This window comes from Curtobacterium caseinilyticum (genome assembly GCF_030363035.1).
GTDB classification, from domain to species: domain Bacteria; phylum Actinomycetota; class Actinomycetes; order Actinomycetales; family Microbacteriaceae; genus Curtobacterium; species Curtobacterium caseinilyticum.
Genome location: NZ_JAUCMN010000006.1, coordinates 104,705 through 131,043, shown reverse-complemented (window position 1 = coordinate 131,043; position 26,339 = coordinate 104,705). Strand labels below are relative to the sequence as shown.

19 protein-coding genes are annotated in these 26,339 nt (G+C 71.0%); 7 read left to right on the top strand and 12 right to left on the bottom strand.

Annotated features, from left to right (window positions below):
- Positions 1–118: 118 nt before the first annotated feature.
- The 10 genes from QUG93_RS10105 to QUG93_RS10060 form a co-directional block, all read right to left on the bottom strand.
- On the bottom strand, positions 119–1,057 hold the full coding sequence (locus QUG93_RS10105; protein WP_289473776.1) for an ankyrin repeat domain-containing protein: 939 nt from the start codon (positions 1,055–1,057) through the stop codon (positions 119–121).
- A 9-nt stretch (positions 1,058–1,066) separates the two neighbouring features.
- Entirely contained in the window at positions 1,067–2,212 is a 1,146-nt protein-coding gene (locus QUG93_RS10100; RefSeq protein WP_289473775.1) for an acyltransferase family protein, read from the bottom strand.
- Positions 2,213–2,268: 56 nt separating this feature from the next.
- Complete coding sequence (locus tag QUG93_RS10095; protein ID WP_289473774.1) at positions 2,269–3,705, bottom strand: tyrosine-protein kinase domain-containing protein; 1,437 nt, start codon at positions 3,703–3,705, stop codon at positions 2,269–2,271.
- A gap of 17 nt (positions 3,706–3,722) precedes the next feature.
- Positions 3,723–4,598, bottom strand: coding sequence for a hypothetical protein (locus QUG93_RS10090; RefSeq protein ID WP_289473773.1), 876 nt, complete (start codon positions 4,596–4,598; stop codon positions 3,723–3,725).
- Positions 4,595–5,890 (bottom strand): oligosaccharide flippase family protein, encoded by a 1,296-nt coding sequence (locus QUG93_RS10085; RefSeq protein ID WP_289473772.1) that lies wholly within the window; start codon positions 5,888–5,890, stop codon positions 4,595–4,597. The genes QUG93_RS10090 and QUG93_RS10085 overlap by 4 nt, the downstream gene beginning before the upstream one ends.
- The gene (locus QUG93_RS10080; protein WP_289473771.1) at positions 5,887–7,149 is read right to left on the bottom strand and encodes an O-antigen ligase family protein; all 1,263 of its coding nucleotides are present in this window, start codon (positions 7,147–7,149) and stop codon (positions 5,887–5,889) included. The genes QUG93_RS10085 and QUG93_RS10080 overlap by 4 nt, the downstream gene beginning before the upstream one ends.
- On the bottom strand, positions 7,146–8,174 hold the full coding sequence (locus QUG93_RS10075) for a glycosyltransferase family protein (protein ID WP_289473770.1): 1,029 nt from the start codon (positions 8,172–8,174) through the stop codon (positions 7,146–7,148). Before QUG93_RS10075 ends, QUG93_RS10080 begins: the two co-directional genes overlap by 4 nt.
- Before the next feature lie 108 nt (positions 8,175–8,282).
- Complete coding sequence (locus QUG93_RS10070) at positions 8,283–9,365, bottom strand: glycosyltransferase (protein WP_289473769.1); 1,083 nt, start codon at positions 9,363–9,365, stop codon at positions 8,283–8,285.
- Positions 9,366–9,435: 70 nt separating this feature from the next.
- Positions 9,436–9,858: a DUF3060 domain-containing protein gene (locus QUG93_RS10065; RefSeq protein WP_289473768.1), complete on the bottom strand. Its 423-nt coding sequence runs from the start codon at positions 9,856–9,858 to the stop codon at positions 9,436–9,438.
- A 120-nt stretch (positions 9,859–9,978) separates the two neighbouring features.
- Positions 9,979–12,477 (bottom strand): hypothetical protein, encoded by a 2,499-nt coding sequence (locus QUG93_RS10060; RefSeq protein WP_289473767.1) that lies wholly within the window; start codon positions 12,475–12,477, stop codon positions 9,979–9,981.
- A gap of 232 nt (positions 12,478–12,709) precedes the next feature.
- Between QUG93_RS10060 and dnaK the strand changes: the two genes are divergently transcribed.
- The 5 genes from dnaK (at position 12,710) to QUG93_RS10035 (ending at position 18,816) form a co-directional block, all read left to right on the top strand.
- Positions 12,710–14,578, top strand: coding sequence for a molecular chaperone DnaK (dnaK, locus tag QUG93_RS10055; RefSeq protein WP_289473766.1), 1,869 nt, complete (start codon positions 12,710–12,712; stop codon positions 14,576–14,578).
- A 2-nt stretch (positions 14,579–14,580) separates the two neighbouring features.
- Positions 14,581–15,252: a nucleotide exchange factor GrpE gene (locus tag QUG93_RS10050; RefSeq protein WP_289473765.1), complete on the top strand. Its 672-nt coding sequence runs from the start codon at positions 14,581–14,583 to the stop codon at positions 15,250–15,252.
- 23 nt (positions 15,253–15,275) lie between these two features.
- Complete coding sequence (locus tag QUG93_RS10045) at positions 15,276–16,280, top strand: DnaJ C-terminal domain-containing protein (RefSeq protein WP_289473764.1); 1,005 nt, start codon at positions 15,276–15,278, stop codon at positions 16,278–16,280.
- A gap of 116 nt (positions 16,281–16,396) precedes the next feature.
- Entirely contained in the window at positions 16,397–16,807 is a 411-nt protein-coding gene (locus tag QUG93_RS10040; RefSeq protein WP_289473887.1) for a heat shock protein transcriptional repressor HspR, read from the top strand.
- A gap of 77 nt (positions 16,808–16,884) precedes the next feature.
- Positions 16,885–18,816, top strand: a complete 1,932-nt coding sequence (locus QUG93_RS10035; RefSeq protein ID WP_289473763.1) for an Ig-like domain-containing protein — start codon at positions 16,885–16,887, stop codon at positions 18,814–18,816.
- A 250-nt stretch (positions 18,817–19,066) separates the two neighbouring features.
- Here QUG93_RS10035 and QUG93_RS10030 read toward each other — a convergent pair whose 3' ends face one another.
- Positions 19,067–19,723, bottom strand: coding sequence for a GntR family transcriptional regulator (locus QUG93_RS10030; protein ID WP_289473762.1), 657 nt, complete (start codon positions 19,721–19,723; stop codon positions 19,067–19,069).
- A gap of 145 nt (positions 19,724–19,868) precedes the next feature.
- Here QUG93_RS10030 and QUG93_RS10025 point away from each other — a divergent pair, with 145 nt between their 5' ends.
- Positions 19,869–21,014, top strand: a complete 1,146-nt coding sequence (locus tag QUG93_RS10025) for a class I SAM-dependent methyltransferase (protein ID WP_289473761.1) — start codon at positions 19,869–19,871, stop codon at positions 21,012–21,014.
- Positions 21,015–21,094: 80 nt separating this feature from the next.
- On the opposite strand, the gene QUG93_RS10020 is transcribed toward QUG93_RS10025, so the two are convergent.
- Entirely contained in the window at positions 21,095–21,925 is an 831-nt protein-coding gene (locus tag QUG93_RS10020) for an aldo/keto reductase (RefSeq protein WP_289473760.1), read from the bottom strand.
- Positions 21,926–22,085: 160 nt separating this feature from the next.
- Here QUG93_RS10020 and QUG93_RS10015 point away from each other — a divergent pair, with 160 nt between their 5' ends.
- Positions 22,086–26,294, top strand: coding sequence for a DUF7507 domain-containing protein (locus tag QUG93_RS10015; RefSeq protein WP_289473759.1), 4,209 nt, complete (start codon positions 22,086–22,088; stop codon positions 26,292–26,294).
- The last annotated feature ends 45 nt before the right edge of the window (positions 26,295–26,339 follow it).

Here is a 26,339-nt window from a genome sequence, read left to right as displayed (position 1 = left end):
CCCCCGCCCCCGTCAGCGCCGTCGTCGCCGTCGTCGGTGGAGCAGCAACCGTCGGGTCGCGCACCCGCGGACGACAGTTCCTGCTCCACTGACGTCGGCGGGGCGGGTGACCGTCGTGTCAGCGGGTCGCCTCGTCGCTCGACGGGTCGTCGGCCACGTACGCCTCACCGACGGCGTGTGCGTCGAACCACGCGAGCAGCACCTCTTCCGCCTTGCGCGAGCCGCGCGCGCGGGCGATGTCGAGCGCCGTGCGGCCCTCGGCGTCGAGGACCGTGACGTCCGCGCCGCGCTCGATGAGGGCCTCGGTCGTACCGCGCCGGTCGAACCACGCGGCGGCGTGCAGCGGAGCGAAGCCCCAGCGCGGGTCGACCTCGTCGAGTCCGGTCGGGTCCGCACCGAACCCGTCGAGTTCGAGCGAGAGCCCGCCGACGTCACCGTGCCCGGCAGCCCGGACCGCGGGCGCGGCCCACTCGAGCCAGCCGTCCGGTACCGGGCCGTGCCAGCCGTGGGTGGGGCGTGTCTCCAGGTCGGACCACGCGGACTCGGCGACGGGACGGACCTCGACCACCACGTCGCGGAAGTGCACGGCGAGCTCGCCGGTGGGGGAGAACAGCAGGCGGAGCTCCCAGACGTCGGCATCGACGTGGGCGATCTCGCCGCGGGAGACCTGCACGTCACCGGCGAGGACCGCGAGCGGCTCGGTGTCGGCCGGCTCGAGGACGGCGCGGTCGAACTCGAGCGTCACGCGAGCGTGGTTCCACCGGCGCCAGAGCCCGTCGGGGGTGTCGAGGACCTCGTCGGTGCGAACGACGACGACCGCGCGGACCGTGTGCGTCGGGGTGTCGTCGATGCCCGCGGTGTCGAGGCTGCCGGTCGGCGTCGTGGTCTCGGTCTCGGTCCACTCGGCGACCCGGGCCTCGTTCCAGGTGACGGAGGCGAGGGCGGCGACAGCTGGGGGAGCATCGGTGACGAGGCGGGCGAGATGCTCGGCGTAGCCGTCGACGTCCTCGAGGGAGACGTACCCGACCCCGGGCCAGCCCACTCGACTCCATCGCACGGCTCGACCCTAGCGGGCGTCGTCGTGCGCGGGCCCTGACCGGACGTCGACCACCTCGGGACGAGCGTTCCGGTCTGGCCCGCCGTCTCGTGCTCGCGAGACCGCTCGACGGAGGCGAGCCGTGATCGGACGCTCGACGGTGACGTGGAGCACCACCCCGACCGCGAAGGTGACCACCACCGCGGCGCCGTAGCCAGCCCAGATCCAGCCCGCCCCGCCGAGGCCGAGCAGACCCAGCGCAACCGGGATGCCAGGCGCGATGAACGGGTGCGAGAGGTAGATCGCGTACGTAGCGTCCCCGAGGAACTCGAGCCATCTCGGCACCCGACGGTGGAGCCATGGCTCCGCGGCGACGACGAGCGTCATCGTGACGAGGACAGCGATGCTCTTCGCGATCCGCGCGAAGTCGCTCACCGCGTCGTCCGGTGCTTGCAGCGTCCACGCGAAGCACCAGAGGGCGATGATCCACGTGAACCACAGGAGGAGTCGTCGGTTGTCGTGGTCGGCGGTCCACTTCGCCAGCGCCATGCCCGCCAGGAAGAAGAGCACGATCGGGTCGCCGTAGAAGGCCCAGGCTGGCCACGAGTCGCCTCGGACGACGTGACAGATCGTGAGGACCGATGTCACGAGCGCGCAGAGCGTCATGGGGTTGACCCGGGTCGCGAGTGCGAGCGTGACGAGCGCGTAGAACAACATCTCCATCTCCAGGGTCCAGCCGACACCCAGCAGTGGGACGACCTTGCCGTCGATGTTGCGGCTCGGGAGGAACGCGTAGGACAGCCACACGACACGTGGTGAGAGGGCAGCGTGCAGGACGACCGCCGGTGCCAGCGCGAGCACGAGCACCTTCACCGACGTCAGGATCCAGTAGAGCGGCACGATCCGGATGACGCGGCGCACGGCGAACATCTGCCAGCTCGGGGAGCGTGGCTGCTGCACTGCCAGCTGCATCACGAAGCCGCTGATCACGAAGAACGCGTAGACGCCGAGCCGTCCGCCGTCCCACACGACGACCGAGGGATCGAGGCGCTCCCGCACGTAGAGCATCGTGTGTTCCACCACGACCATGACGGCAGCGATCGCGCGGACCGCCTGCAGGCCGCGGTAGACCTCTCCGGAAGGGATGCTGTTCAGCGGTGTGGATGACCTGAGCATGCTGCGATCGTCCCTCGTCGCGACCGACTGATGTGCATGTTCGACATTTCTGTGGATCACCGTGTCTCGGTGGTTCCGCGCCGACGCCGCGGCACACGGCGTCGCCGTCGTCTGCTCCCCGCGCGGGCGTCGTCGTCCTCCCCGTACCCGTAGCCGTACCCGTAGGGGTCCGCGCCGGAGCGGCGGAGCATCGTGAGGACGATGCCGAGCGGCCGAGAGTCGAGGGTCTCGAGCACCCCGAGGGCGCGGACCAGCTGCTGGTGTCGGGACCGACCGGCTGCCGCGACGACGACGGCTCCGGCTCCGAGCTTGCTGAGGACGGCCGCGTCGGTGACGGGCAGCAGGGGTGGCGAGTCGATGAGGAGGTAGTCGACGCGGGTCTCGAGGTCGTCGATCAGGGCACGCATCGCCCTTGAACCGAGGAGCTCGCTCGGGTTCGGTGGTGTCGCTCCGGCGGGCAGCACCAGGAGCCCGTTCCGACCCCACGGCTGGATCACGTCGTCGAGCTCGGCGCGCCCGACGAGGAGTTCGGTGAGCCCCACGCTGCCCTCGATGCCCATCACCTCGGCGACTCTCGGCCGGCGCAGGTCGGCGTCGACGAGTGCGACCCGCGCCCCGCTCTCGGCGAGGGCGACGGCGAGGTTCGCGGTGGTGGTCGTCTTCCCCTCGCCGGGCATCGCCGACGTGATCACCACCGTCGTGCACCGGTCACGGTCCGGCTCGACGAACAGGAGGTTCGTCCGGAGCCCGCGGAAGGCCTCGGCCGCCGGGCTCCGCGTCCCGGCCTGCACGATCAGGGGTTCGGACGCCGCGTTCGGGTCGAACGAGATCTCGCCCAGGATCGGGGCGTGCGACAGCGCTCGGACGTCGTTGCTGCTGCGGACACGGGTGTCGGTCGCGTGCCGCAGGAGCGCGAGGGCGACGCCGCCGATGAGCCCTCCGGCGAGACCGAGCGCGAGGTTCACGGTCCGGCGGGGCGAGCTCGGGGTGGTGGGCGGCAGGGCTGGGTCGGTGGTCTCGATGCGGACGAGGCTCGGTCCACCGTCCACGGGCTTCTCGAGGTGTTCGGTGACCACCTCGCGGAAACTGGCGCCGATGGCGTTCGCCACCGCGGCAGCACGGTCGGGATCTGCGTCGACGACGGAGACGGTCAGCAGCACGGTGCTCTGCGGGCTGGCGGCAGTCACCCGACCTGCGAGCTCCCTCGGCGTCTCGTCGAGGTGGAGTTCGGCGATGACCGGCTGCAGGACCCGCGCGCTCCGCACGACGCTCGCGTAGGAGCGCGTCTTCTGCTGTGCGGCGTTGTTGCCCTGGCCGATCTCCGTCGCGCTCCCGCTCGAGCCCTGGATCGAGACGAACAACTCGGTCGTCGCGGTGTACGTGACGTGCGAGACGGCCGTGATCGCGAGTGCGGCCCCGATGCCGAGGGCGACGAGGACGGCGACGGTGGTCCAACGGGCGCGGACCACGCGGAGGAACTCTTTGATGTCCATCGGGTTTCTTCCTGGTGTCAGTGGGGGGTGAGGGTCGTGGGCGGCTCGTCCGCGGCGACCAGGGATGCGAGCAACTCGGGCTCGTAGACGGAACGCAACTGACGGTCGTTGCCGCCGCCGTCGACGTTCTCGAGCCGGAGCGGTCGACTGCCCGCGGGTTCGGGGACGTGGACGAAGCGTTCCCACGGCAGTGCTGAGACCGGACGGACGGCCCGTCCTGCGCGGAGGACCGCTCGGTGCAACCACAGGTCGTCTGCGCGAGGGGCGCGCGCCGCGAAGGCGTCGCCCTCGTCGGCGAGCACGGCGAGCACGTCCGGGGTGAGGGCGAGCCCCCATCCACCGCCGGGGACGTGCCGTCGGTCCGCGCCGCCCTCGGCGACCGCGGTCCACTCGTCGTAGGGCGCGATGTCGCCCTGCGTGACGGCGATGCGCCGGACACGGTGCGCGAGGGTGTCGGTCGGGTGGCGTTCGGCGGCGATCACCAGCGTCGCGAGCCAGTCGTGCGGGAAGAACCAGTCGTCGTCGGCGGTCACGAGGAGTTGCCCGTCGGGCTCCAGCGCGAGACCGAAGTACTTCTTGTGCGGCCCCCAGTCCGGACACGATCGGAGCTCGAGTCCGCGGCGCTCGAGCCGGGTGAGCGCGGGTGGCAGTGTCGTGCGCCGAGTCTCCTCGTCGAGCCAGAGCACCAGTCTGCCGGGGCGCAACCGCCCGACCGCGATGCTCTCGATCGCCAGGTGCACGGACCGGAGCCGAGCCCCGTGGGTCGTGAGCGAGACGGTCGGGCCGTCGGGCGCCGTCACAGCGTCCCGCGAGCAGCGGTTCTGTGCGGTGTACCGGGCGACGAGCGCCGCGGTCCTCGCCTTCCGGACGACGAGCGGACGTGGGGGTGTCATGGGGCCTTCCTCCTCGTTCGAGTGGTGCTGATCCGGACGGACACGAGGTCACCGCGTCGGAGACCGAAGAGCGATCGGATCGGGACGTCCGTGGTCCATCGCAGGGCCACGAGGTTGCCGAGGCTGCTGACGGCGTTCCCGACGACGGTCGCGACGGCTGCTCCCATGGCGCCCGATCCGGGAGCGAGCACGAGGAGCGTGACGACGCTCGACACCGCTGCGCCACCGAGCGACAGGGACCGGAGCCCGGGTCGTCCGGCTGCTGCGAGTCCGACACCTGCGATGGAGCCCGGCGTGCTGCCCGCGATCCCGATCAACAGCACGGCGGCCACGGGGACCGCGTCCGAGAAGTCGATCCCGAAGAGCGCGGGGACGGCGAACGGCAGGACCGCTGCCAGGGCCGCGCACGTGAGGAGCGTGGCGCACGTGGTGACGCGCGCCACGCGGCCGAGTGACGTGGGGTCGTTGTCCGCGCTCTGGCTGGAGAACGTCACCTCCCGGACCGCGTTCGACACGACCGTCGGGAGGTCGCTCACGCTGACGGCCACTGCGTAGATCCCGAGCGCTGCAGTCCCGGCCAGCGGCGTGAGCAACGTCTGGTCGAGTCGCACCAGGACGGTGCCGGCGAGCGAACCGAGCCACACGCGGACGCCGTAGGAGAGCAGCACTCCTGTTGTGCCGCCGCGGCCCCCACCAGCTCGTGATCGCGGACAACGTCCGAGGAGCCGGACGTACACGAGTGCGCCGAGTGCAGGGCTCAGAGCGATGGTCAGGACCGCGGCGGGGACGGTGAGTGCGTCGGTCCACGCGAGGGCCGCGATCACGACGAACCGACCGCCGTGGGTGACCGTCCGTTCCAGCGCAACGAGGGTCCACGCCCGGAGGCCGGCCGCCGCCGCCTGCAGGAGTGCCGCAGCCAGGTTCGGCACCAGGGTGAGGGAGGTGAGACCGATCAGGTCGCCGAGCTGTCGGTCCGACCCGGCGAGGTCGTTGCGGACGAGCCCGACGACCGCCGCGGCCAGGAGTCCGATCACGACCGCGACGGGGGTGGCGGTCGCGAGAGCGCGGCGCGCAGTGACGGAACCGCGTGCGACGACGTGGGTCACCGCCGCAGGCAAGCCCAAGGACGTCAGCGCGGTGGCGAGGAGGAGCGGGGCCGTCGCAGCGGCCGTCGCGCCGCGCCCGGTGACCTCGAGCGACGTCGCGAGCACGGGGGCGGTGCCGAGCGCAGCGAGTGGCGCGACGCCGTTCCCGAGGACCGTGACGAGGACGTCTCGACCGGTCCGGGTCATCGGATCGCCCGGAGCTCGTCGGCGGAGGGGCGACACTCCTGCTGCCGGGCGGTGCTGTCCACGCCTTCGATCGCGAAGCCGGCGAGCATGCAGGCAAGCGTCGGCAGCCCGCCGGGTACGGCGATCGAACTGAACGTCTCGGCGCAGACCACGACCACGGCGGCGGTCATCGCTCCGCCCGGGACGGAGGTCCCCGAACGGGCACGCAGCAGCATCATCACCTGGGACGCGACGAGCGCGACGGCCGGGAGGGCCCCCCAGTCGAGCGCGATCATGATCAACGGGTTCTCGAAACTCGTACCCAGTCCCAGGTCCCGTGCCGTCTCGGTCGCCTCGTCTGCACCACCGCCGAGGAGCGGCGAGGCGAACGCCGCCGGCAGCCCCACGGTGATGCCCGTGAACCGCGCGTCGGCCGACCCGTCGTCGTCGGCGAGCTTGGCGGCGAAGTCGACGAGCAACGAAGGACTGACCGCGAGGATGACCATCACGGCAGCAGCCCCCGCGGTGAGGACGGCGGCACCGTGCAGGAACGGCATGCGACGGCGCGCGACGACCCCGATGAGTCCGAGCAAGCCCGCGACCAGGGCAGCCCGGGACTGGGTCGCGACGATGGTGCACAGCAGGAGGAGGCAGACGGCACCTGCGGTGCGGTCGAGGCGGAGACCCGTCGCCAGGGGCAGCGCGGCGGCCAGGAACAAGCCGAGGGTCAGGGGGTGGTCCATCGTGCCGAGTGCCCGCTGGAAGTCGGGGGTCCACCAGTACGCCTCCTCGAACGCGTCGAGGTACGGCTGCCGCAGGGCGCCGATCTGCACCGCGAGGGAGACGCCCGCTTCGATCGTCGCGAGCCCGAGCACCGTGTGCCCGAGCAGACGACCGGCGCGGCGGTCTTCCTTGACTGCGCGTTGCACCAGGAGGTACCCGAGTGGTGGCGTCACCACGGTGGTCAGGAAGGGGCCGGCCACCGCCGCTGAGTCCGCCGCAGCGGTGACCGCCGCTCCCGCGACGAAGACGGATCCGACGACGCTCAGCGCCGGCGCCGCGGTCAGGTCGGCGAGGTACTGCGGGAGCCGGGTGGCGAGCTGCAGGGTCGCCACCGCGAGCACGACGAGCGCACCGAGGTTCAGGCCCCCGGTGAGGGCCGCCGAAGTGGCCTCCGGCACGAAGACGAACGCGACGAAGGCGGCGAGGACCCCGACGACCACGCGCTTCACGGCCAGGACGGCGACCACGGCAACGCCGACGAGGACCAGTGCGGTCACGACGTCGCTCCCAGCGGCACGAGGAAGCGCTGCCACGCCGCGGAGGTCCGCGCTTCCGCTGCTCGTGCGAGCCCGCGACGCTCCTCCGCGTCCATCGCGACGGTCCTCCGGATGGCGTCCCGGTACGCAGCCGCGCGACCGGGCAACGGGAGGGACGGGTCGACGAGCAGGGACGAGTCGTCGCCGTGCAGCATCCGGTGGGCCGAGACGTCGGTCCCGACGAACGGGACGCCCAGCTCGGTCGCCCGTACGGCCACGCCACTCTGGTAGACCCGGCGGTAGGGGACGAGCACGACGGTCGCGGTCGCGATGAGCTCGTCGAACTCGTCTTCGGGCAGGAACGCGTCGTTGATCGTCCAGCCGGAGACCGGCGGCCACCCAGCGCCGTGCACCTCGAGCTGGGTTTCGTGGCCGATGGCCGCGGCGATCGCGGCCATCGCCTCGACGTCCCGGTCGCCCTTGTACCTCCCGAGCACACGGACGACCGGCTGCCCAGACCCCGCGGACGGCGCCGGACCGTCTCCTCGCAGCCGCATCGGGTGCGGGGCCAGCGCGATCGACGACCGGAGGTGAGCTGCCGCGACGTCGGCCTGCGCCTCCTCACCGTGGACGAGGACCGTGGTGTTCGTCCCGAGGCCGCGTGCCACGCACCGCGCCACCCGTCCGTACCCGGCGGACCGCTCCAGCGGGCGTGGGTCGTGCACGACGACGACGCTGCGTCGGACGCCGGCCAACCTGGCCAGTGCGAGGTCCAGCCAGCCGAGCACCGGCCACGTGACGATGAGCAGGGCCCCGTGGTCTCCGGAGGACCGGATCTGGAGGAGGGCGCGGACGTGGTCGGCCAACCAGGAGAGGGGACCACCGTCTCGCGCGCACGGCTCGGCGATGTCGGCGCGACTGACGTTCATCCCGAGGTCGACCAGTGTCGCGACCAGGGCGTCCGTGTAGTGCTGGAGGGCGCGACCGAGGGGGTTGACGATGACGACGTGGTCGCGCGCGGTGCGTGAAGCACTGGTCTTCCTCATGACGAGCCTCCTGGGTGTGTTCTCGGGCAGGCGGGAGTGCTGCCTCGGTGATGACGAGGCGTCTGCGCCTCCTGGTGCGTGACGGTTCGTCGTCGAGGGCCGGGGCGGTCAGGACACGTCGTGCAGCCAGCGGTCCGATTCGATGCGGCCGTCGACGGCGGGCAGCGCGGCGATGACGTCGGCTCGGGGGAGCGGAGCGTTGATCGCCCGGAGCAGTCCTGCTGTCAGGTCCGGGACCCGGTGCCCGTCGACCGGGAGGACGACGTGGCCGTGCTCCTCGAGCCATGGCGCAAGGCCCGTCTGCGCCGTCGTGACGACGGTCGCTCCGACAGCCAGCCCCTCCTTGATGGGGAGCCCGATCTGCTCCGTCCACCGGCCGTCGGGGACGGACGGGGCGACGACGACCTGCGTCCTGGCGAAGTGCGAGAGGACCTCGTCACGCGTGACCTGTCCGAGCACGCTCCGCGACGACGGTGCGAGCGCGGCCCAGGACCGCACCTCTTCGAGGAGCGGTCCGCCGCCGAGCACCACGAGGTGAGCGTCCGGACGGGCCTGTTCGACGGCGGGCCACGCCCGCATGAGTTCGTGGACGCCGCTGCGGTCCGCGAGGAGGCCGGCGAACGCGACGCTCGACGGCACCGCTCGTGACGCAGTGCCCGGTCCTGGCGAGGGCAGCTCGAGGATCGTCCTGTACTCGACGCCAGCCACGAACGGGAGGCTGTGGTACAGATCGCGCGCCGGCCCGGATGCAAAGCAGATGCGGTCGACCGAACTGCGGATGACCAGGCCGAGCAACGCGGCCGTGCAGGCGGTCGTCACTCGCGAGGTCGGACGTCGACCCCCGAGCAGGCGGGGGAGCGGGGTCAGTTCCATCGCGTGCACGACGGTCCGGCGGCGACGGCGGGCCACCAGCGCGCCGAACCGCCAACTGCTGCTGAGGAGCAGCCACGCGGGGAGGAAGCGCATCCAGAGCGGTTCAGGGAGTTCGAGGGTTCGTTGCTGCGCGGAGAACAGCCGTCGCGCCGCCCCCAGGATGCTCACGCGCTCGTGTTCCGGGGGGATCGGTAGACCGTCGAGGTCGTACTTGAGGCCGCAGTACAGGGAGACTGCCGCCGTCATCTGCGGCGTGCGTTCGAGGTGCACAGCGCGGAGTTCGGGGACGAGTCGGATGGAGTCGGGCGGGGGAGTCATCGGTATCGGGTGCGACCACCTGACGGCGGTGGACGTGCTGACTGTCGAGCGGACAGCCAGCACGTCACGCTCATCGGGCGGCCGTGACCTCGTTGCCGTCTGCGACGTTGGTCGTGTCGGGTGCTTCGCCGCGGTAGGTGATCGTGTTGCCGCTGCCCAGTACCGACAGGGTGTCGAAGTGGCCACCCTTCACGGTGACGCCGGAGCCCTCGATGCCGAGCTTCTCGGCGTCTCCCACCGTCACCTGGGTGTTCGACAGCAGCAGGAACACCGACTTGCACCCTTCGGCGAGGGCCTTCGCGGCCTTCTTCGCGTCCGTGACGGTGAGGACGCCGTCGGTGCAGGTGTTCGCAGCGGGCGCCGCAGCTGCTGCCGAGGCCGACGGGGTTGCGGTCGGCGAGGCCGACGACGAGCGGTCACCACCCGCGGTGCAGCCAGCGAGCAGGGTGGCGACGACACCGGCGGTGACGAGGGCGGGGAGGGTCTTCTTCACGGTTCTCCTTGGTGGCCTAACAAGTGATATCAGTTTAACACATGAAATACGACGGACTCTGATGCTTCGCCGAAGGGGCGAGCAGGCCATGCCTGCTCGCCCCTTCGGGGTTGCGGTCCGTCAGTTCGTGGTGGTGATGTTCCGGGTGAGGACCTCGGGGGTGGTGGACCCGGGCGCGGTGTACTCGACGTGGAGCGCGTAGCCCTGGGCTCCGAGGTAGGCGGTGCCGCTCCAGCTGCCGTCGGGGCCGACGGTGAGGGGCGTTCCGGTGACGACGCGGTCCTTGGTGTGCCAGTTCCAGATGGTGACCGTGCCGCCCGGAGCACCCTCACCGGACACGGCGATGGTGCCGTTGGCCGTCAGCGGCACGACCGCGCCTTCCGCCGGGTTGGTGAAGGCGAAGGGCTTGGTCGCTGCTGCCGCGGCGACGGTGATGGTGCGGGTGAGGGACTGGGTGGTCTTGCCCGGCTCGGTGTACTCGACGAACAGGTCGTAGCGGGTGTTCTGGTTGTTGAGTTCACCGGTGAGCGTGAGGCTGCCGGTCGCGCCGATGGTGCCCGAGGCGATCACGCGGTCCTTGCCCGACCAGTTCCAGATCTTCACCTCGGTGCCGGTCGTGCCCGTGATGGCGAACGGGACCTTCTTGTCCGCCGCGACGACGGTGGACCCCTCGGCGGGGCTGCTCACCTCGAACGGCTGGGTGACCATGTCACTGCTGGCGACGGTGATGGAGCGGGTCAGGGACTGGGTGGTCTTGCCGGGCTCGGTGTACTCGACGAACAGGTCGTAGCGGGTGTTCTGGTTGTTGAGTTCACCGGTGAGGGTGAGGTCTCCGGTTGCGCCGATGGTGCCCGAGGCGATCACGCGGTCTTTGCCCGACCAGTTCCAGATCTTCACCTCGGTGCCGGTCGTTCCCTTGATGGCGAAGGGGACCTTCTTGTCCGCGGCGACGACGGTGGAGCCTTCGGCGGGGCTGGCCACCTCGAACGGCTTCGACACGGAAGTGGGGTCGACGTGGACGTGGTGGGTGCCGGAGACAGGAGCCTGCCCGGGAACCGTGTAGGTGGTGACCAGGGCGTAGTCGACGCCGTAGGCGAGCTCTCCGGTGCCGGTCCAGGTGCCGGAGCTGTTCACGGTGGTGTCCACGACGGTGCGGCCGGGCGTGCCGGTGGCGATGCGGACCTTCGCGCCGGGCTCTCCGGTGCCGGTGAAGGTGATCTGCTTCGTCGGGGACGTGATCGTGGACCCGTCCGCGGGGGACTCGATCACGAGGGGCTTCGCGGTGGACTTGCCCGGGTTGACCGTCAGCTCCGCCCGGGTGCGGTTGTAGCCCTTGGTGATGCCCTCGGCGACGAGCGTGTACTCGCGGTCCTCGAGGCCGTCGACCGACGCGAACCAGGTGTTGTTCTTCGCCGCGGTCGTCGAGGCGAGGACGCCGTCCGTGCCCTTCTCGTAGACCTTGACCTCGGTGCCCGCGGGAGCGGTGCCCTCGAGGTCCAGTGCCTCGCCCGGCTCGAGCACGAAGTCGTCATCGGGCGAGGTGACCACGACGCCCGCGCCGTAGTCGATGTCGAGGCTGACCCGGCCGTTGTCCTGACCTCGGATCTCCTGCCCGACCGTGAGTTCGTAATTGCCGGGCATGTTCGGCGCGGTGATCGGAGTCGACCACTTGCCCTCAGCGTCCGCCTTCACGGTGACGAGGTCGTTCTCACCGTGCCGGACCGTGACCCTCGCATTCGGCTGAGCGGTCCCGGAGACCTGCACGACCGTGTGGACATCATCCCCGAACGTCGCCGTTGCGGTCACCGGCGCGACCTCGAGCTTCACGTCAACAGTCGTCGACGCGACGACCACGCTGCCCTCCCGCGCCTCCAATTCGACGGTAGTGGTTCCGAGCTTCAAACCGCTGAGATACGCCGAGTACTTTCCGTCAGTTACGGACGCGGTCTTCTGTTTCGCCAGCCCCGCCTCGTCCGTCCACTTAACCCGAACAGACGTCACATCGGAGGGCACCGGACCTGAGATTGTCGCCGTCCCCGCGTTCACATCCGTCTGCGTGACTTCTGCCGCAAATGTTTTGAGGTGGACCACGTCGCCACCGGCAGCATTCTCATTCCAAAGGTAGTTCCTCGCGCCAGTGAAGCTCACGAAATAACCCGGGGTTTCGACGAATGAAAGGGCGGGTCCCTTCACGTAGTCGTTGGAAGTCGTAGCCCACTTGATCAGCTGCGATCGAGACCCATTGCAGGGGCGCGGTAGAATGGCTACAAGCTTGCCCGAGTTGGTGAGGCAGAGGCCATTCCGAGAAACGGCTCCCTCATGCCCCTCGACGGGAAGTTGCCACGTCTCCGCAAACTGCTCCGCCGCCTCCCTCGTGGCCTGCGGGTTGGCCAGGAGACGTTCGCCGCTAGTAGGTTCGCCGAGCCCGTTGAAGGCTTTAGATGTGTCCTGCAGCACGATCATGGCTACCTGCGTGGCGCTCGTGCTGTTGCTTGCGCCAGCCTCGCTCGGCTGTTGCGGAGTGCCAGCGTGAGCTGCAGCCGGCCCGAAACTCAACCCGGTGACGATGGTGGCAGCAGCGAGCCCGGCGGCCCCGACTGCGCGGAATGTCTTCTTCATGTATGAGGAGGTGTCTTTCGTGCGTGCCGTGCTGACACACGGCTCCAACATGGACATATGAAATATTGCATTGATCACCGCTCACCTCCTGCGTGTGATGCATACCTGAACCTGCGCCCCCTCGACGCAAGTTCCCCCCTCCCGTGCTTGACACGCCTGCCGACCGGAGTAAACTTGAGCCCAACGGACGCAAGTCCGAGCAGACTTCATCACTCCAGCGAAAGGGAGCCCCATGGGACGTGCAGTAGGCATCGACCTCGGAACCACCAACTCCGTCGTCTCCGTACTCGAAGGTGGCGAGCCCACCGTCATCGCCAACGCCGAGGGGCTCCGCACGACGCCCTCGATCGTGGCGTTCACGAAGGACGGCGAGGTGCTCGTCGGCGAGACCGCGAAGCGCCAGGCCGTCACCAACGTCGACCGCACCATCGCGAGCGTGAAGCGCCACATCGGTACCGACTGGAAGGTCGACATCGACGGCAAGAGCTACACGCCCCAGGAGATCTCGGCCCGCACCCTCGGCAAGCTCAAGCGCGACGCCGAGCAGTACCTCGGTGAGGACGTCACCGACGCGGTCATCACCGTCCCGGCGTACTTCAACGACGCCGAGCGCCAGGCCACGAAGGACGCCGGTGAGATCGCCGGCCTCAACGTCCTCCGCATCATCAACGAGCCCACCGCCGCGGCGCTCGCCTACGGCCTCGACAAGGGCAAGGAGGACGAGCTCATCCTGGTCTTCGACCTCGGTGGCGGCACGTTCGACGTCTCCCTGCTCGAGGTGGGCAAGGACGACGACTTCTCCACGATCCAGGTCCGTGCGACCTCGGGCGACAACCGCCTCGGCGGCGACGACTGGGACCAGCGCATCGTCGACCACCTCGTCAAGAAGTTCAAGGCCGAGCACGGCGTGGACCTGTCGACCGACAAGATCGCGAAGCAGCGCCTGAAGGAAGCCGCCGAGCAGGCGAAGAAGGAGCTTTCGTCGCAGATGTCGGCGAACATCCAGCTCCCGTACCTGACGCTCACCGCCGACGGCCCGCTGAACCTCGACGAGACCGTCTCGCGTGCGCAGTTCGAGCAGATGACCTCCGACCTGCTCGACCGCACGAAGAAGCCGTTCAACGACGTCATCAAGGAGGCCGGTGTCAGCGTCAACGACATCGCGCACGTGGTGCTCGTCGGTGGCTCGACCCGCATGCCCGCCGTGGCTGAGGTCGTCAAGTCGCTGACCGGTGGCAAGCAGCCGAACCAGGGCGTCAACCCGGACGAGGTCGTCGCCGTCGGCGCCGCGCTGCAGGCCGGCGTGCTGAAGGGCGAGCGCAAGGACGTCCTCCTCATCGACGTCACGCCGCTGTCGCTCGGCATCGAGACCAAGGGCGGCCTGATGACGAAGCTCATCGACCGCAACACCGCGATCCCGACCAAGCGGAGCGAGACCTTCACGACCGCCGACGACAACCAGCCGTCGGTCGCGATCCAGGTCTTCCAGGGCGAGCGCGAGTTCACCCGCGACAACAAGCCGCTCGGCACCTTTGAGCTGACCGGCATCGCCCCGGCTCCCCGTGGCGTTCCGCAGGTCGAGGTGACGTTCGACATCGACGCGAACGGCATCGTGCACGTGTCCGCGAAGGACAAGGGCACCGGCAAGGAGCAGTCGATGGTCATCTCCGGCGGCTCGTCCCTGCCGAAGGAGGACATCGAGCGCATGGTCCGCGAGGCCGAGGAGCACGCGGCCGAGGACAAGGCCCGCCGCGAGGCCAACGAGCGTCGCAACCAGGCCGAGCAGCTCGTCTACTCGATCGAGAAGCTCATCAAGGAGAACGACGAGAAGCTCCCCGCGGACGTCAAGTCCGAGGTGCAGGCCGACGTCGACGCCCTGAAGTCGGCCCTCGCGGGTGACGACGACGAGGCCGTGAAGACCGCCTTCGACAAGCTCAACGAGTCGCAGGGCAAGCTCGGCCAGGCGATCTACGCGCAGCAGGACGCCCCGGCGGCCGGCGGCGAGCAGGCGGCGGGCGACCAGGGCCAGCAGCAGGCGGACGACGAGGACATCGTCGACGCCGAGGTCGTGGACGACGAGGACGACAAGGACAAGAAGTAACGATGCCGGATCCCAAGGACAACGTGCCGAACGAGGACGAGCCCCAGGTCGAGGGCGACGCCACCAACGCGCAGGAGCCCGAGGACCTCATCGAGGCGGAGGGGCCGGACGTGGAACTCCCCACCGACGGCCCCGCCGCCGGCGGCCCTGCCACCGACCAGCAGTCCGAGCAGGCCAGCGACCTCACCCCGGAGGACCAGGCGCTGCTCGACGACGCCGCTCGTGGCATCGAAGAGGACAAGCTGTCGCAGGCCGACCGTGACCTCGTCGCCGACATGCGTGCCGACATGCTCCGCGCGCAGGCCGAGCTGGTGAACTTCCGGAAGCGCGTCGAGCGTGACCGCGAGGCGAACCGCGACGCCGTCATCGCCGAGGTGGTCCGCGCCCTGCTGCCGGCCCTCGACGACCTGACCCGCGCCGAGGCCCACGGCGACCTGACCGAGGGCCCCATGCAGGTCATCGGCCAGAAGATCCGCGGCGGCTTCGAGAAGTTCAAGCTGGTGCAGATCGGCGAGAAGGGCGAGCTCTTCGACCCGAACGTGCACGAGGCGATCGTGCAGCTGCCCACGCCGGGTGCGACCGACCAGACCGTGGCGGACGTCGTGGAGCCGGGCTACAAGCTCGGCGACCGCGTGCTCCGTGCGGCGAAGGTCGCCGTCGCGGTCCCGGCCTGACATCCGGGAGGAGGTAGGGATTCATGGCCAGTCAGGACTGGTTCGACAAGGACTTCTACAAGGTCCTCGGCGTCGACAAGACGGCGAGCGACGCTGAGCTGAAGAAGACCTACCGGAAGCTCGCCCGGCAGTACCACCCGGACTCCAATCCGGGTGACGCTGCCGCCGAGTCCCGCTTCAAGGAGATCAGCGAGGCCTACTCGGTGCTCTCCGACAAGGAGCAGCGCGCCGAGTACGACCAGGTCCGCGCCATGGGCTCCGGCGCCCGCTTCACCGCGGGTGGCCCGGGCCAGGGCGGCGGCTTCGAGGACGTCTTCGGCGGGATGTTCGGCCAGCAGGGCGGGCAGCGCGTGCGCTTCGGCCAGGGCGGTGCCCGTGGCGGCGCCGGCGGCTTCGAGGACATCCTCGGCGGCATGTTCGGCGGCGGCGGTGGGTTCGGACAGTCGTCCGGCGGTTTCCGCGGCTTCGGTGGTCCGACCAAGGGCCGCGACGTCACGGCGTCGACGACCCTCGACTTCGCCACCGCGATCGCCGGCGACACCGTCAAGCTCTCGCAGGGCAACGGGCGTCCGGTGAACGTCCGCATCCCCGCGGGGGCCGCCGACGGGCAGAAGATCCGTCTGCGCGGCCGCGGCGAGCCGAGCGCGGACGGCGGCGAGGCTGGCGACCTCGTGGTCACCGTCAGCGTCCGCAAGCACCCCGTGTTCGAACGCGACGGGCAGCACCTCCGTGTGGACGTCCCCGTGACGTTCGTCGAGGCGGCGCTCGGCGCGACGATCCAGGTCCCCACCCTCGGTGGTGACCCGGTGAAGCTCAAGGTCGCCCCCGGCACGCCGTCGGGTCGCGTCCTGCGCGTCAAGGGCCGCGGTGTCACGACGAAGAACGGCACGGGCGACCTGCTCGCGACGGTCCAGGTCGCGGTGCCGTCGCACCTGTCGGACAAGCAGCGCGAAGCCGTCGAGGCCCTCCGCGCGGCCCTCCCCGACGAGGATCCCCGCGAGGACCTCCTCGCAAAGGCGCGCAGCTAGCGCTGCTCGCACCAGCCAGCCTGGAGGCTCGGCGCGGCTTCCTGACGGACGCTCGCCGAGCCTCCAGGCTGGTTCTGCACGCAGCGAACGACGGAAAGGAACCAGCCATGACCGACATGGACGAGAACTCGCCCGTCTTCGCGATCGCGGTGGCGGCGGAGCTCGCGGAGATGCACCCGCAGACGCTGCGGCAGTACGACCGGCTCGGCCTGGTCGTGCCGGGCCGCACCCGCGGCGGCTCACGGCGGTACTCCATGCGCGACGTCGCGCAGCTGCGGGAGATCGCGCGCCTCGGGTCCGAGGGGGTGTCGCTGGAGGGGATCCGACGGGTCCTCGACCTCGAGAACGAGAACCGCGTGCTGCGCGACCGTGTGCGGGAGCTCGAGCGTGCCCTCGCGGACCAGCTGATCGCCCGGCCCGGCGCCCGCGTCTTCGCGGCGACCACCACCGGTGGGGCCGTGCCGCTCCGTGCCGGCATGCGGCCGCAGCGGAACACCGCGGTGGTGCTGTACCGGCCGCAGCGGTGACGGCGGACTGAAACATTGGATACCAGCCTCCGGTTGACTGGTTCATGGTTCATCCGGACCACGAATCAGGAGGAGACATGGAACGATCACGGACGCTGGTCGCGCTGACCGGCGTACTCGTCCTCGCGGTGATGGGGCTGACGGCTCCCACGACGCCGGCGAGTGCAGTGACGGCGACGGAACCGGCGGTGTCGCAGCGCGCGGTGTCGCAACGCACGGTGGCGAACACGCCGACAGGGGTGAGCCTCACGCCGATCGACGACAAGACGTACCGGGTGACCGGGAACCCCCGCTGCGGGCTCATCGAGTACACCTGCCAGATCCACGTCGGTAACGTCGGCGACGACAGCACCAGCAACTACCACTGGGACGGCGGAACCTCCACGGCGGAGTTCGCGTTCTCCTGGGAGTACGGCGAGACGCGGACGCCGCAGTACTGGACGTACGCCTGCTCGATCTTCGACTGCAGGAACTCGGCGACGGTCACCTCGGCACCGGTCACCCGCCCCTACCCGCAACGGTCGATCACCGCGGAGGTGCAGAGCAAGAACGACGGCGCCCGGTCGGCGGTCGTCACCGGCACCGCCACGGGGAAGGCGGTGATCAAGCGGAACGGTCGGCAGGTCGCCACCGCCTCCGACGCGGCCACCGGCACCTGGAGCACGACCGTGACGGGCCTGGCGGTGGGCCGGAACACCCTCGTCTTCGAGCAGTGGGTCGACGGCCGGTACCGGGACCAGGCCTCGGTCGTGGTGGAGATCGGGCCGACCTCCGGCCAGATCGTCGGGAACGCCGGGTCAGCCGAACTGCGACGCGGCGAGACGACCTCGGTGAACGTGGGCTACACGGCGCAGTCGGCGTTCTCGACCCCCTCGGGGACGCTGCGCTTCACCGCTCCCGCAGGAACGACGTTCGCGACCGGCCAGGACCGGATCCGGGGACAGTACCTGGACGGGTCGACGTGGCGGGACTTCGGCGGGGACTCGCTCGTCGACGGCGTCCGGTCCGCCGACGGGACGACGTACTCCTACACGCTGGCGAACCGCAACTGGGCCGTCGCGAAGGGGCAGCAGTTCCGCTTCGCGATCGGCGTCGTCACCCTGGCGGGCGCCACGACGACCTCCGGAGAACTCCGCGGGGCGCTCGCCGGTTCCTTCCCCGGGGCGACGTTCGACACGGTCGCCGTGACGACGACCACGGTGGTCGGCGACCCGCTCACCGCCCGCGTCGTCACCACCGATCCGCTGCAGGGGACCGCTCGCCTCGACGGAGCGACCCCTGCGGGGACGTCGCGGGTCGACGTCACGTGGACCCGGAACGGGAGCGACGTCACGAGGACCGCGCAGCTCGCCGGCGACGGCACCTGGTCGATCACCGCGGACGGACTCCCGCTCGGCACGACGACGGTGCACGTCGTCGCCCGCGGTGCCGGTGGTGCGCAGATTGCCATGACGGACGTTGAGGTCGTCCTCTCCATCGCCGCGTTCACCGCGCAGGCGGCGTTCCCCGACGACGTCACCGCCCCCGTGGTGGTGTCCGGGCGTGGGCAGGCGGGTGCGACGGTCGAGGTCCGGGACGGCACCACCGTCCTGCGGAGCACCACGGTCGGCCCCGACGGGACCTGGTCGGTCACCTTGGCCGCCCCCGGTCGAGGTGGCACGGTGCGCGTGACGGCGGTGCAGGTCGTCCGACAGGCCGACGCCGACTCGGTGCCGTTGTCGATCGACTACGGGACCGCGGTCCGCATCCTGTCGCCCGGGAACGGCTTCGAGATCACGCCGATCTGGGACACCGTCCGGGTGTCCGGGCGCGCGGAGCCGGGAGTCGTGGTCCGTCTCGGCGATGAGAACGGCCCCGTGGACGGGTACGGCTCCGTGACCGTCGGGGCGGACGGGCGGTGGGCGATCACCACGCCGGCGCTCGAGCACCGCGACCAGGTCCTCGTCGCCACCGCGGTGTCGAAGGGGGCGAACACGACGACGGCCTCCCTGCAGCTCCGTGCCGGGTAACCGGGCGCGCTGAGCGGGACGGCCGCGGCCACCTCGTGTGGCCGCGGCCGTCCTCCTGTCGGTGCGGAGGTCGCGGACCGACCGGCCGCAGCGGATCGCTCAGTGTTCCGGCGGGTCGAAGACCTCGCGCAGTGTGGCGTCGACCGCCGCGCAGCGCCTCGGCCACGGACGCTCCCCGGCAGGCGGGCAGGTCGTCGGCCGCTGCGCACGCACCTCGGCGATCACCCGGCGGACACAGGCGCTGCACACGTCAGGTCCTCGCCCGGTCGGGGTCCGGGAGCAGGTGGATCGTGCACGACGCACGCTCCGCCAGGCGGCCGTCACGGCAGTCGACCGCCACGCGGAGCGCCACCAGGCCGTTGCGGATGTGCTCCCACGGCAGGGCCGCCCGCACGTCGTCGTGGCGCAGCCGGAACGTGAGCCCGTCGAGGGCACTGCTCAGGGTCGAGGTGAGGAGCGGGTTGCTGCAGGCCGAGATGAACGACCGGTAGACGGGCGTCACGGCATCGGCGCCCCACTGCCACGTCGGCATCGCCATGCAGTCCAGGACGAGGCCGATGCGACGGAACAGTGCTGCCCGCTCGCGGTCGTCCAGCTCGCCGATGGTCGAGCGGACGACGCCGCCGAACAGGAGCCCGAGTGCCTGGAGCGTCGGGACGAGTTCCTCGCGGCGGGGGAGCGTCACGCGCGTGTACCGGTTCGGTCGGAACTCGACCAGCCCCAGGTGGGCGAGATCGGAGAGGGCCTCGCGCACCGGGGTCCGGGAGCACCGCAGCCGGTCGGCGAGTTGCTCGTCGTCGAGGAGGGCGCCGGGGGCGAGCACGCCGCTCATGATCTCCGCGCGCAGTCGTTCCCGTGCCTGGTCGCGCAGCCGAGGACGTGCCTCGGCCTCTGGCGAAGTGAACATGCGTCCCTTCCGCTCGTCCATCGTGTCGCACCCCACGTGCTGACACCTCCGAGCGTAGAGCCCCGGGATACCAACGGCGCCGGTGATATACCGCGGTCGTTGCCCGGCGAGCGGGACGTCCACGGTCGCTGGGTACCCTTGGGCGGTGCCCTTCGACTTCGCCGACCACTTCCGGCGCTCCCCGGCCAGCGAGGAGCCCGACCTCGTCGCCATCGACGGCACGGACCGGTTCCTGCTCGACGAGGCGCCGCACGTGCACGGTGACGCCCTCCGGCAGCCCGGCGAGGTCGCCGTCGTCGACGACCGGTACGGGGTGCTGACCCTCGGCGCGATGACCGTGCACGGCGCGTCGGGCGTCCGGGTCGTGCAGGACTCCCTCGTCGGTGTCCGGGCACTGCAGGCCAACGCCGGGACGTTCGGGCGCAGCGGCTTCGTGCTCGCCGAGACGCTCGAGCAGGCGTTCCGCGACGTCCGTCTCGTGCTCCTCCGGCTGTCGAAGTCCAACGACCGCCTCGACGAGACCGCCCGCGCCGTCGCCCGATGGGCGGCTCCCGACGTCGTCCTGCTCTGCGGCGGTGTCTCGAAGCACATGAGCCTGTCGCAGAACGACGTCCTGCGTCGCTACTTCGGCGAGGTGACGGCCTCGCGAGGCCGGGGGAAGTCGCGGTTGCTCGTCGCGCAGGACCCGCTGCGCGCGACCGCGGTCCGCGCGGACGCCACGAACCCGTGGCCACGCTCGGTCCACGTGGACGAGCTCGGGATGACGCTCGTCGCACACGGGGGCGTCTTCGCCGGCACGTCGCTCGACCAGGGCACGCGGGTCCTCCTCGACGTGGTGGACGGCGCGGTGCCGACGGCGCGGACCGCCGTCGACCTCGGGTGCGGGAACGGTGTCATCGCGACCGCGCTGGCGCGCCGCCGACCGGAGATCCGCGTGGTGGCGACCGACGTGTCGGCGATCGCCGTGGCGTCCACGTGGGCGACCGCCGCCGCGAACGGGGTCGCCGACCGGGTGACCGTCGTCCGGTCGGACGCGGGCGACGAGCTCGACGAGGGCTCAACGAAGCTCGTTCTGTGCAACCCGCCGTTCCACGAGGGCACCACGGTGAGCACCGACGCGGCCGAGGCGATGTTCCGGAACGCGGCCACGATCCTCCAGAGCGGCGGGGAACTGTGGTGCGTCTGGAACTCGCACCTGCGCTACCGTCCGGTGCTCGAGCGTCTCGTCGGCCCGACGCGGCAGGTCGTGCGGACGGCGAAGTTCACCGTGACGGCTTCGCGGCGGTCCTGACACGACGGATGGGAGGCCCGTGGCTGCGGAGCCACGCGCCTCCCGTCCGTCGTGTGGTCGCGAGGCGCGACCGTCGGCCGTCAGGCCGGGACGTAGTCGAACGTGTCCGGGTCGGGCCCCGTGCGGTGGCCCTTGTCGAGCGACGTGATCGCCGTCATGTCGTCGTCGGACAGCTCGAAGTCGAAGATCGCGAAGTTCTCCTCGACGCGCGAGCGCGTGACCGACTTCGGGAAGACGATGTCGCCGCGCTGGATGTGCCAGCGGAGGACGACCTGCGCCGGGGTCTTGCCCGTGGCGCCGGCGATGCGCGTGATCGTCTCGTCGTCGAGCACGAGGCCCTGCGCGATCGGCGACCAGGCCTCGGTCGCGATGCCGTGCTCGGTGCCGTAGGCGCGGAGCTCGTCCTGCACCAGGTACGGGTGGACCTCGATCTGGTTGACGGCCGGGGTGATCGTCGTCTCGGCGGCGAGGCGGTTGAGGTGGTGCGCCTGGAAGTTGCTCACGCCGATCGAACGGGCGGTGCCGGCGTGGTAGAGGTCCTCCATCGCCTTCCAGGTCGGGACGAAGTCCGACACGGTCGGAAGCGGCCAGTGGATGAGGAAGAGGTCGGTGTAGCCGCCGAGCAGGTCGGCCGACTTCTTGCCGTTCTCGGCAGCGAGGGCCGGGTCGTGGAAGCCGTTGTTGAGCTTCGACGTGACGAAGATCTCCTCACGCGGGATGCCGGACGCCTCGATGGCTTCACCGACCTCCTTCTCGTTGCCGTACATCTCGGCGGTGTCGATGTGGCGGTAGCCGACCTCGAGCGCCGTCAGCGTTGCTTCCTTGGTGTTCTCGGGCTCGATCTGGAAGACGCCGAAGCCGAGCTGCGGGATGGTCTTGCCGTCGTTCAGGGTGATGTTCGGAACGGTCATGACCTCATGCAACCAAAGGTCCCGCAACGCACGCCCCAGGAACACCCAGGCGGACAGCCGACTCCCCAACCGGTACAACAGGACTGTGCATGAAACATCCTGTGTATCGGTCGTCCGAAGAGGATCCTCTCGTCCGACCGCCGCGCTCGCCGCGCTCATCGTGGCCACGACGCTGCTCGTCGGTGCCGGTCTGGACCCCGACCGCGCCCGGGCGGACGCATCGCCACCTCCTGTCGCCCCGCAGACAGCTGCAGCCGGTGTCCTCGGCGCTGATCCGCGCGTCCTGTTCTCCGAGGACTTCGAGAACGGGCTCTCGACGCAGCCGATCCTCCTCAGCCAGTACGTGGGGCGGAACGGCGAGCGGTACACCGCCGACCCGGCGTGGATCGACCCGTCGCAGTGCAACGGCATCATCACGAGGGTCGGGAGCAGCGCGATGGGGGCGTGCGGGCGGAACCTGCAGCTGCAGGGACTCGCCTACGTCCTGGGGCGCGCGGGTGGCACGGACCCCTCGACGAACCACGCGGTGAGCGCCTGGACCGAGGACCGCAGCGTCCCCGCGAACGCCGTGCAGGTCGAACCGACTGCGCCGACGCCCGTCGGTGCGTCGGGGCGGTTCATCTCCTTCGGCGTGGTCGCTGCCGCCGGTGCGTGCGCCGGGTTCGCTCACCCGAAGCTGAACTTCACGTTGATCGACGGGACCACCGAGCGGAGCGTGTCCGACCACGCGATCGACCCCTGCACCGAGCAGGGTGGCGCGACGTACACCTACGGCGGGGAGACCTACCGGGCCGGCAGGTTCACCTCGAACGGCGGACTGCTCTTCAGCGGCGACACCGTGAAGTGGCGACTCCGGAACCAGCAGGGGGCCTTCAGCGGGAACGACGGCGCGATCGACGGTGTGACCGTCGTCGACTCGACGCCGACGCTGGCGAACGCGTACGCGGGCGACCCGATCATCGGCGACACGGCACGCATGACCGTGCGTGTCGTCAACACATCCGAGCGTGGCTCGAAGCCGGGGTGGTCCTTCGCGGAGGACCTCCCCGACGGTCTCCACATCGCCGCGGACCCGAAGCTGCAGAGCACGTGCCAGGGTGCCGACGTGACCGCGGAGAGCGGCGCGGACGCCGTCGCCGTCCGGAACGGCAGTCTCGCCTACCGTGCCACCGACTGCACGGTGTCGTTCGACGTCGTCGCCGACCACGCGGGCACGTACACGATCCGCGCCGACGACGTCACGGAACACGTCGGGGTCGAGCTCCCGGCGCCTGCCAGCGTGACGTTCCGGCCGGAGCAGAACGTCCTGACCGTCACCGATCGCGCCGTCCTGTCCGACGGGAACGACGACGACGTCGCCGACCTCGGCGAGCAGGTCGCGTTCGCGAGCACGGTCCGCAACGACGGCAACGTCGCGGTGCACGACCTCACGGTGACCGGCGCGAACGGCGCCGTCACGTGTGACAGCGACGCGCTCGCACCGGGGGCCACCGCGGCGTGCACGTCACCGTCGCGAGCGGTCACCCAGGCCGATCTCGACACCGGTCGGATCGAGGACACGGTCGAGGCCGACGCGGTCTCGCGTGCAGGCGAACCGGTCAGCGGGACGGCGTCCGCCGCGGTCGGGACACCCGCTCCTGCGCCGACCATCGGCGCCACGCTGCAGACCGTCGTCGACGGACCGCCGGGCGTCGGGGACGGGATCCGCCTGCGCCTGGAGGTGCGGAACACCGGCAACGTGACCGTGCACGACCCCACGGCCACGATCGACGGCCGACCGGAGTTCCGGACCGACTGCCCGGACGGGCCACTCGCCCCGGGCGCGTCGGTCGCGTGCGACGTCGACGGGAGCCACACCGTCACCCAGGACGACGTCGACCGAGGGGACGTCGCGTTCGCGGCGACCGTGGTGGCGAAGGACGCCCGGGGCGGCGACGTCCGTGCCTCGGCGGAGGCGGGACAGCCGACCGTCGCGGCCGAACCGGCCATCGGCACCCGGGTGACCGCGGCCCTGCCCGACGACGGGGCCCCGGTGCCCGGCACCGTCGCCACCGTGACGGTCCGCGTCACGAACACCGGCAACGTCACCCTGGCGGACCCGTCGAGCGCGGTCACCCGTCCGTCCGGCATCACCGTGACCTGCCCGCCCGGTCCGCTCGCGCCGGGCGCGTCCGTCGCCTGCACCACCGCCGGGTACGCCCTCACCCAGCAGGACATCGACGCCGGCGCCGTCCGGTTCGACGCCCGGTCCACGGGCACCGCGCCCGACGCGACGGAGGTCGCAGCGACCGACACGACGACCCTGGCGGTCGCCCAGGAGGCTCGGATCACCACGACCCTGACCGCCGCGCTCGCGGTCCAGGACCGGGGGCCGCGGGCCGGCGACCACGTCCGGCTCACCGCCGCCGTCACGAACGCGGGCAACGTCACGGTGCGCGATCCCGAGCCGAGCGGGATCGGAGCGTCCTGCCCGGACGGAGCGCTGGCACCCGGTGCCGAGCTCCCGTGCGCCGTCGAGGACCACGTCCTGACACAACGGGAGATCGACGCGGGGACGGTGCACTTCGGACTGCACGTCGTCGCGACCGCTCCGGACGGCCGGTCCGTGGCCGCGGACGACCACGCCGACGTGGCGCTCGCCGCGGCACCGTCGATCGTGGTCGGCGCGACGAGCGCCCTGGCACCGAGCGAGCACGACGTGCCGTTCGCCGGGGACGAGGCACAGCTCACCACGACCGTCGAGAACACCGGCAACGTCACGCTGCACGACGTCGCCGTGGTCGTCCGTGACCGGACCGAAACCGGGGTGCGCTGCCCCGTCGCGGACCTGGCGCCGGGCGACGCGGCCACCTGCGACGTCGACCGCGTGCCGCTGACCCAGGCGGAGATCGATGCGGGGACCGTCCACTTCGACCTCGACGGCAGCGGGACAGCCCCGTCGTCCACCGAGGTGACCGCGACCGCACCGACCGACCTGGTGCTCCCCCGGGCGACCGCGATCACGGCGTCCGCCACGGCGACGCTGGACGAGGTCGAGCACGCGCTGCCGACGGCGGGTGACGGTGTGACGCTCCACCTGGTCGTCCGGAACACGGGCAACACCACCGTGCGGGACACGTCCGCGCTCGTCGTGGACCGACCCGGTACGACGGTCCGCTGCCCCGCGGAAGCGGTCGCGCCGGGCGACGAGGTCGTCTGCGAGGTCGACGGGTACCCGTTGACGCAGGCCGACGTCGACGCCGGTCGGGTCGACTTCGCGTTCGCCGTCACCACGATCGGCGCGGACGATCGACAGGGCACCGCTTCGGCGGACGCCGCGGTCGCGATCGAGCGACGCCCCGTGCTCGACGCGGAGCTGCGCGCGAACCTCGCTGCCTCGGATCACACGGTGCCGCGACCGGGCGACCGTGTGGACCTCGGCGCGACCCTGACGAACGTCGGCAACGTCACCCTGCGCGAGCCGCACGCCGAACTGGTGGAGGTGGCCGACGGCACCGTGGACTGCCCCACTGCGCCGCTCGCACCGCGAGCATCGGTCACCTGCGCCATCGACGGCCACGTGCTGACGCAGAGCGAGATCGAGGAGGGCGTCGTCCGGTTCGCCCTGGTCGGCACCGGGACCGCACCCGACGACCACGAGGCGACCGATCGTGACGAGGTGCGCGTCGACCTGCTCGCTGCGAACCGGCTCGACCTGCGGATGTCCCCCGTGGTGCAGGCCGGGTCGGGGGCGGTCCGAGCTGCAGGGGTTCGTGAGGTGTTCCACCTCGGTGACGTCGTCGCGGTCCGTGGCACCGTGCAGAACACCGGCAACCTCGAGGTGCACGGGCTCCGCGCGGCTGACGGCGACCCGCTCACCTGCGCCGCGGCGACGCTGGCTCCGGGGGCGGAGACCACCTGCGAGGGACGCTTCCACGAGGTGACCGATGCGGACGTCCGCGCCGGTCGGGTGCTGTTCCGGTCGCAGGCCGAGGGACGGGTCACCCGTGCCGACGGCACGACCGAGCAGGTCCAGGGGTCGGCGACGACCGGTCAGACCGACGGGCACGCCGCGGCACCGCGCTCCGCAGCACCGCTCTCCGCCGCACCGCTCCCCGCCGCACCGCCGAGCGCGGCGACGGGCGCCGAGGTCGTCCAGGGCACGGACAGCGCGGCGTCGCTCGAGGCTCGTCCGGTCCGGGTCTCCTCGCAGGTGGTCCGGAACGCGGTCCCGGTCGAGGCGCTGCCCAGCGCGCTCGCGTTCACCGGCTCGGCGGTCTTCGGGGTGGCGCTCCCCGCCGCGGTCGTCCTCCTGCTCGGCGGCGCGCTGCTCCTGGTCCGGACCCGCCGCCGCAGGGACGTCGACGCGCCCCCGGTGACCGAGGACTGAGGACCGGACGACGCCCGAGGAACGACGGACCGCCCCGGACCGGCC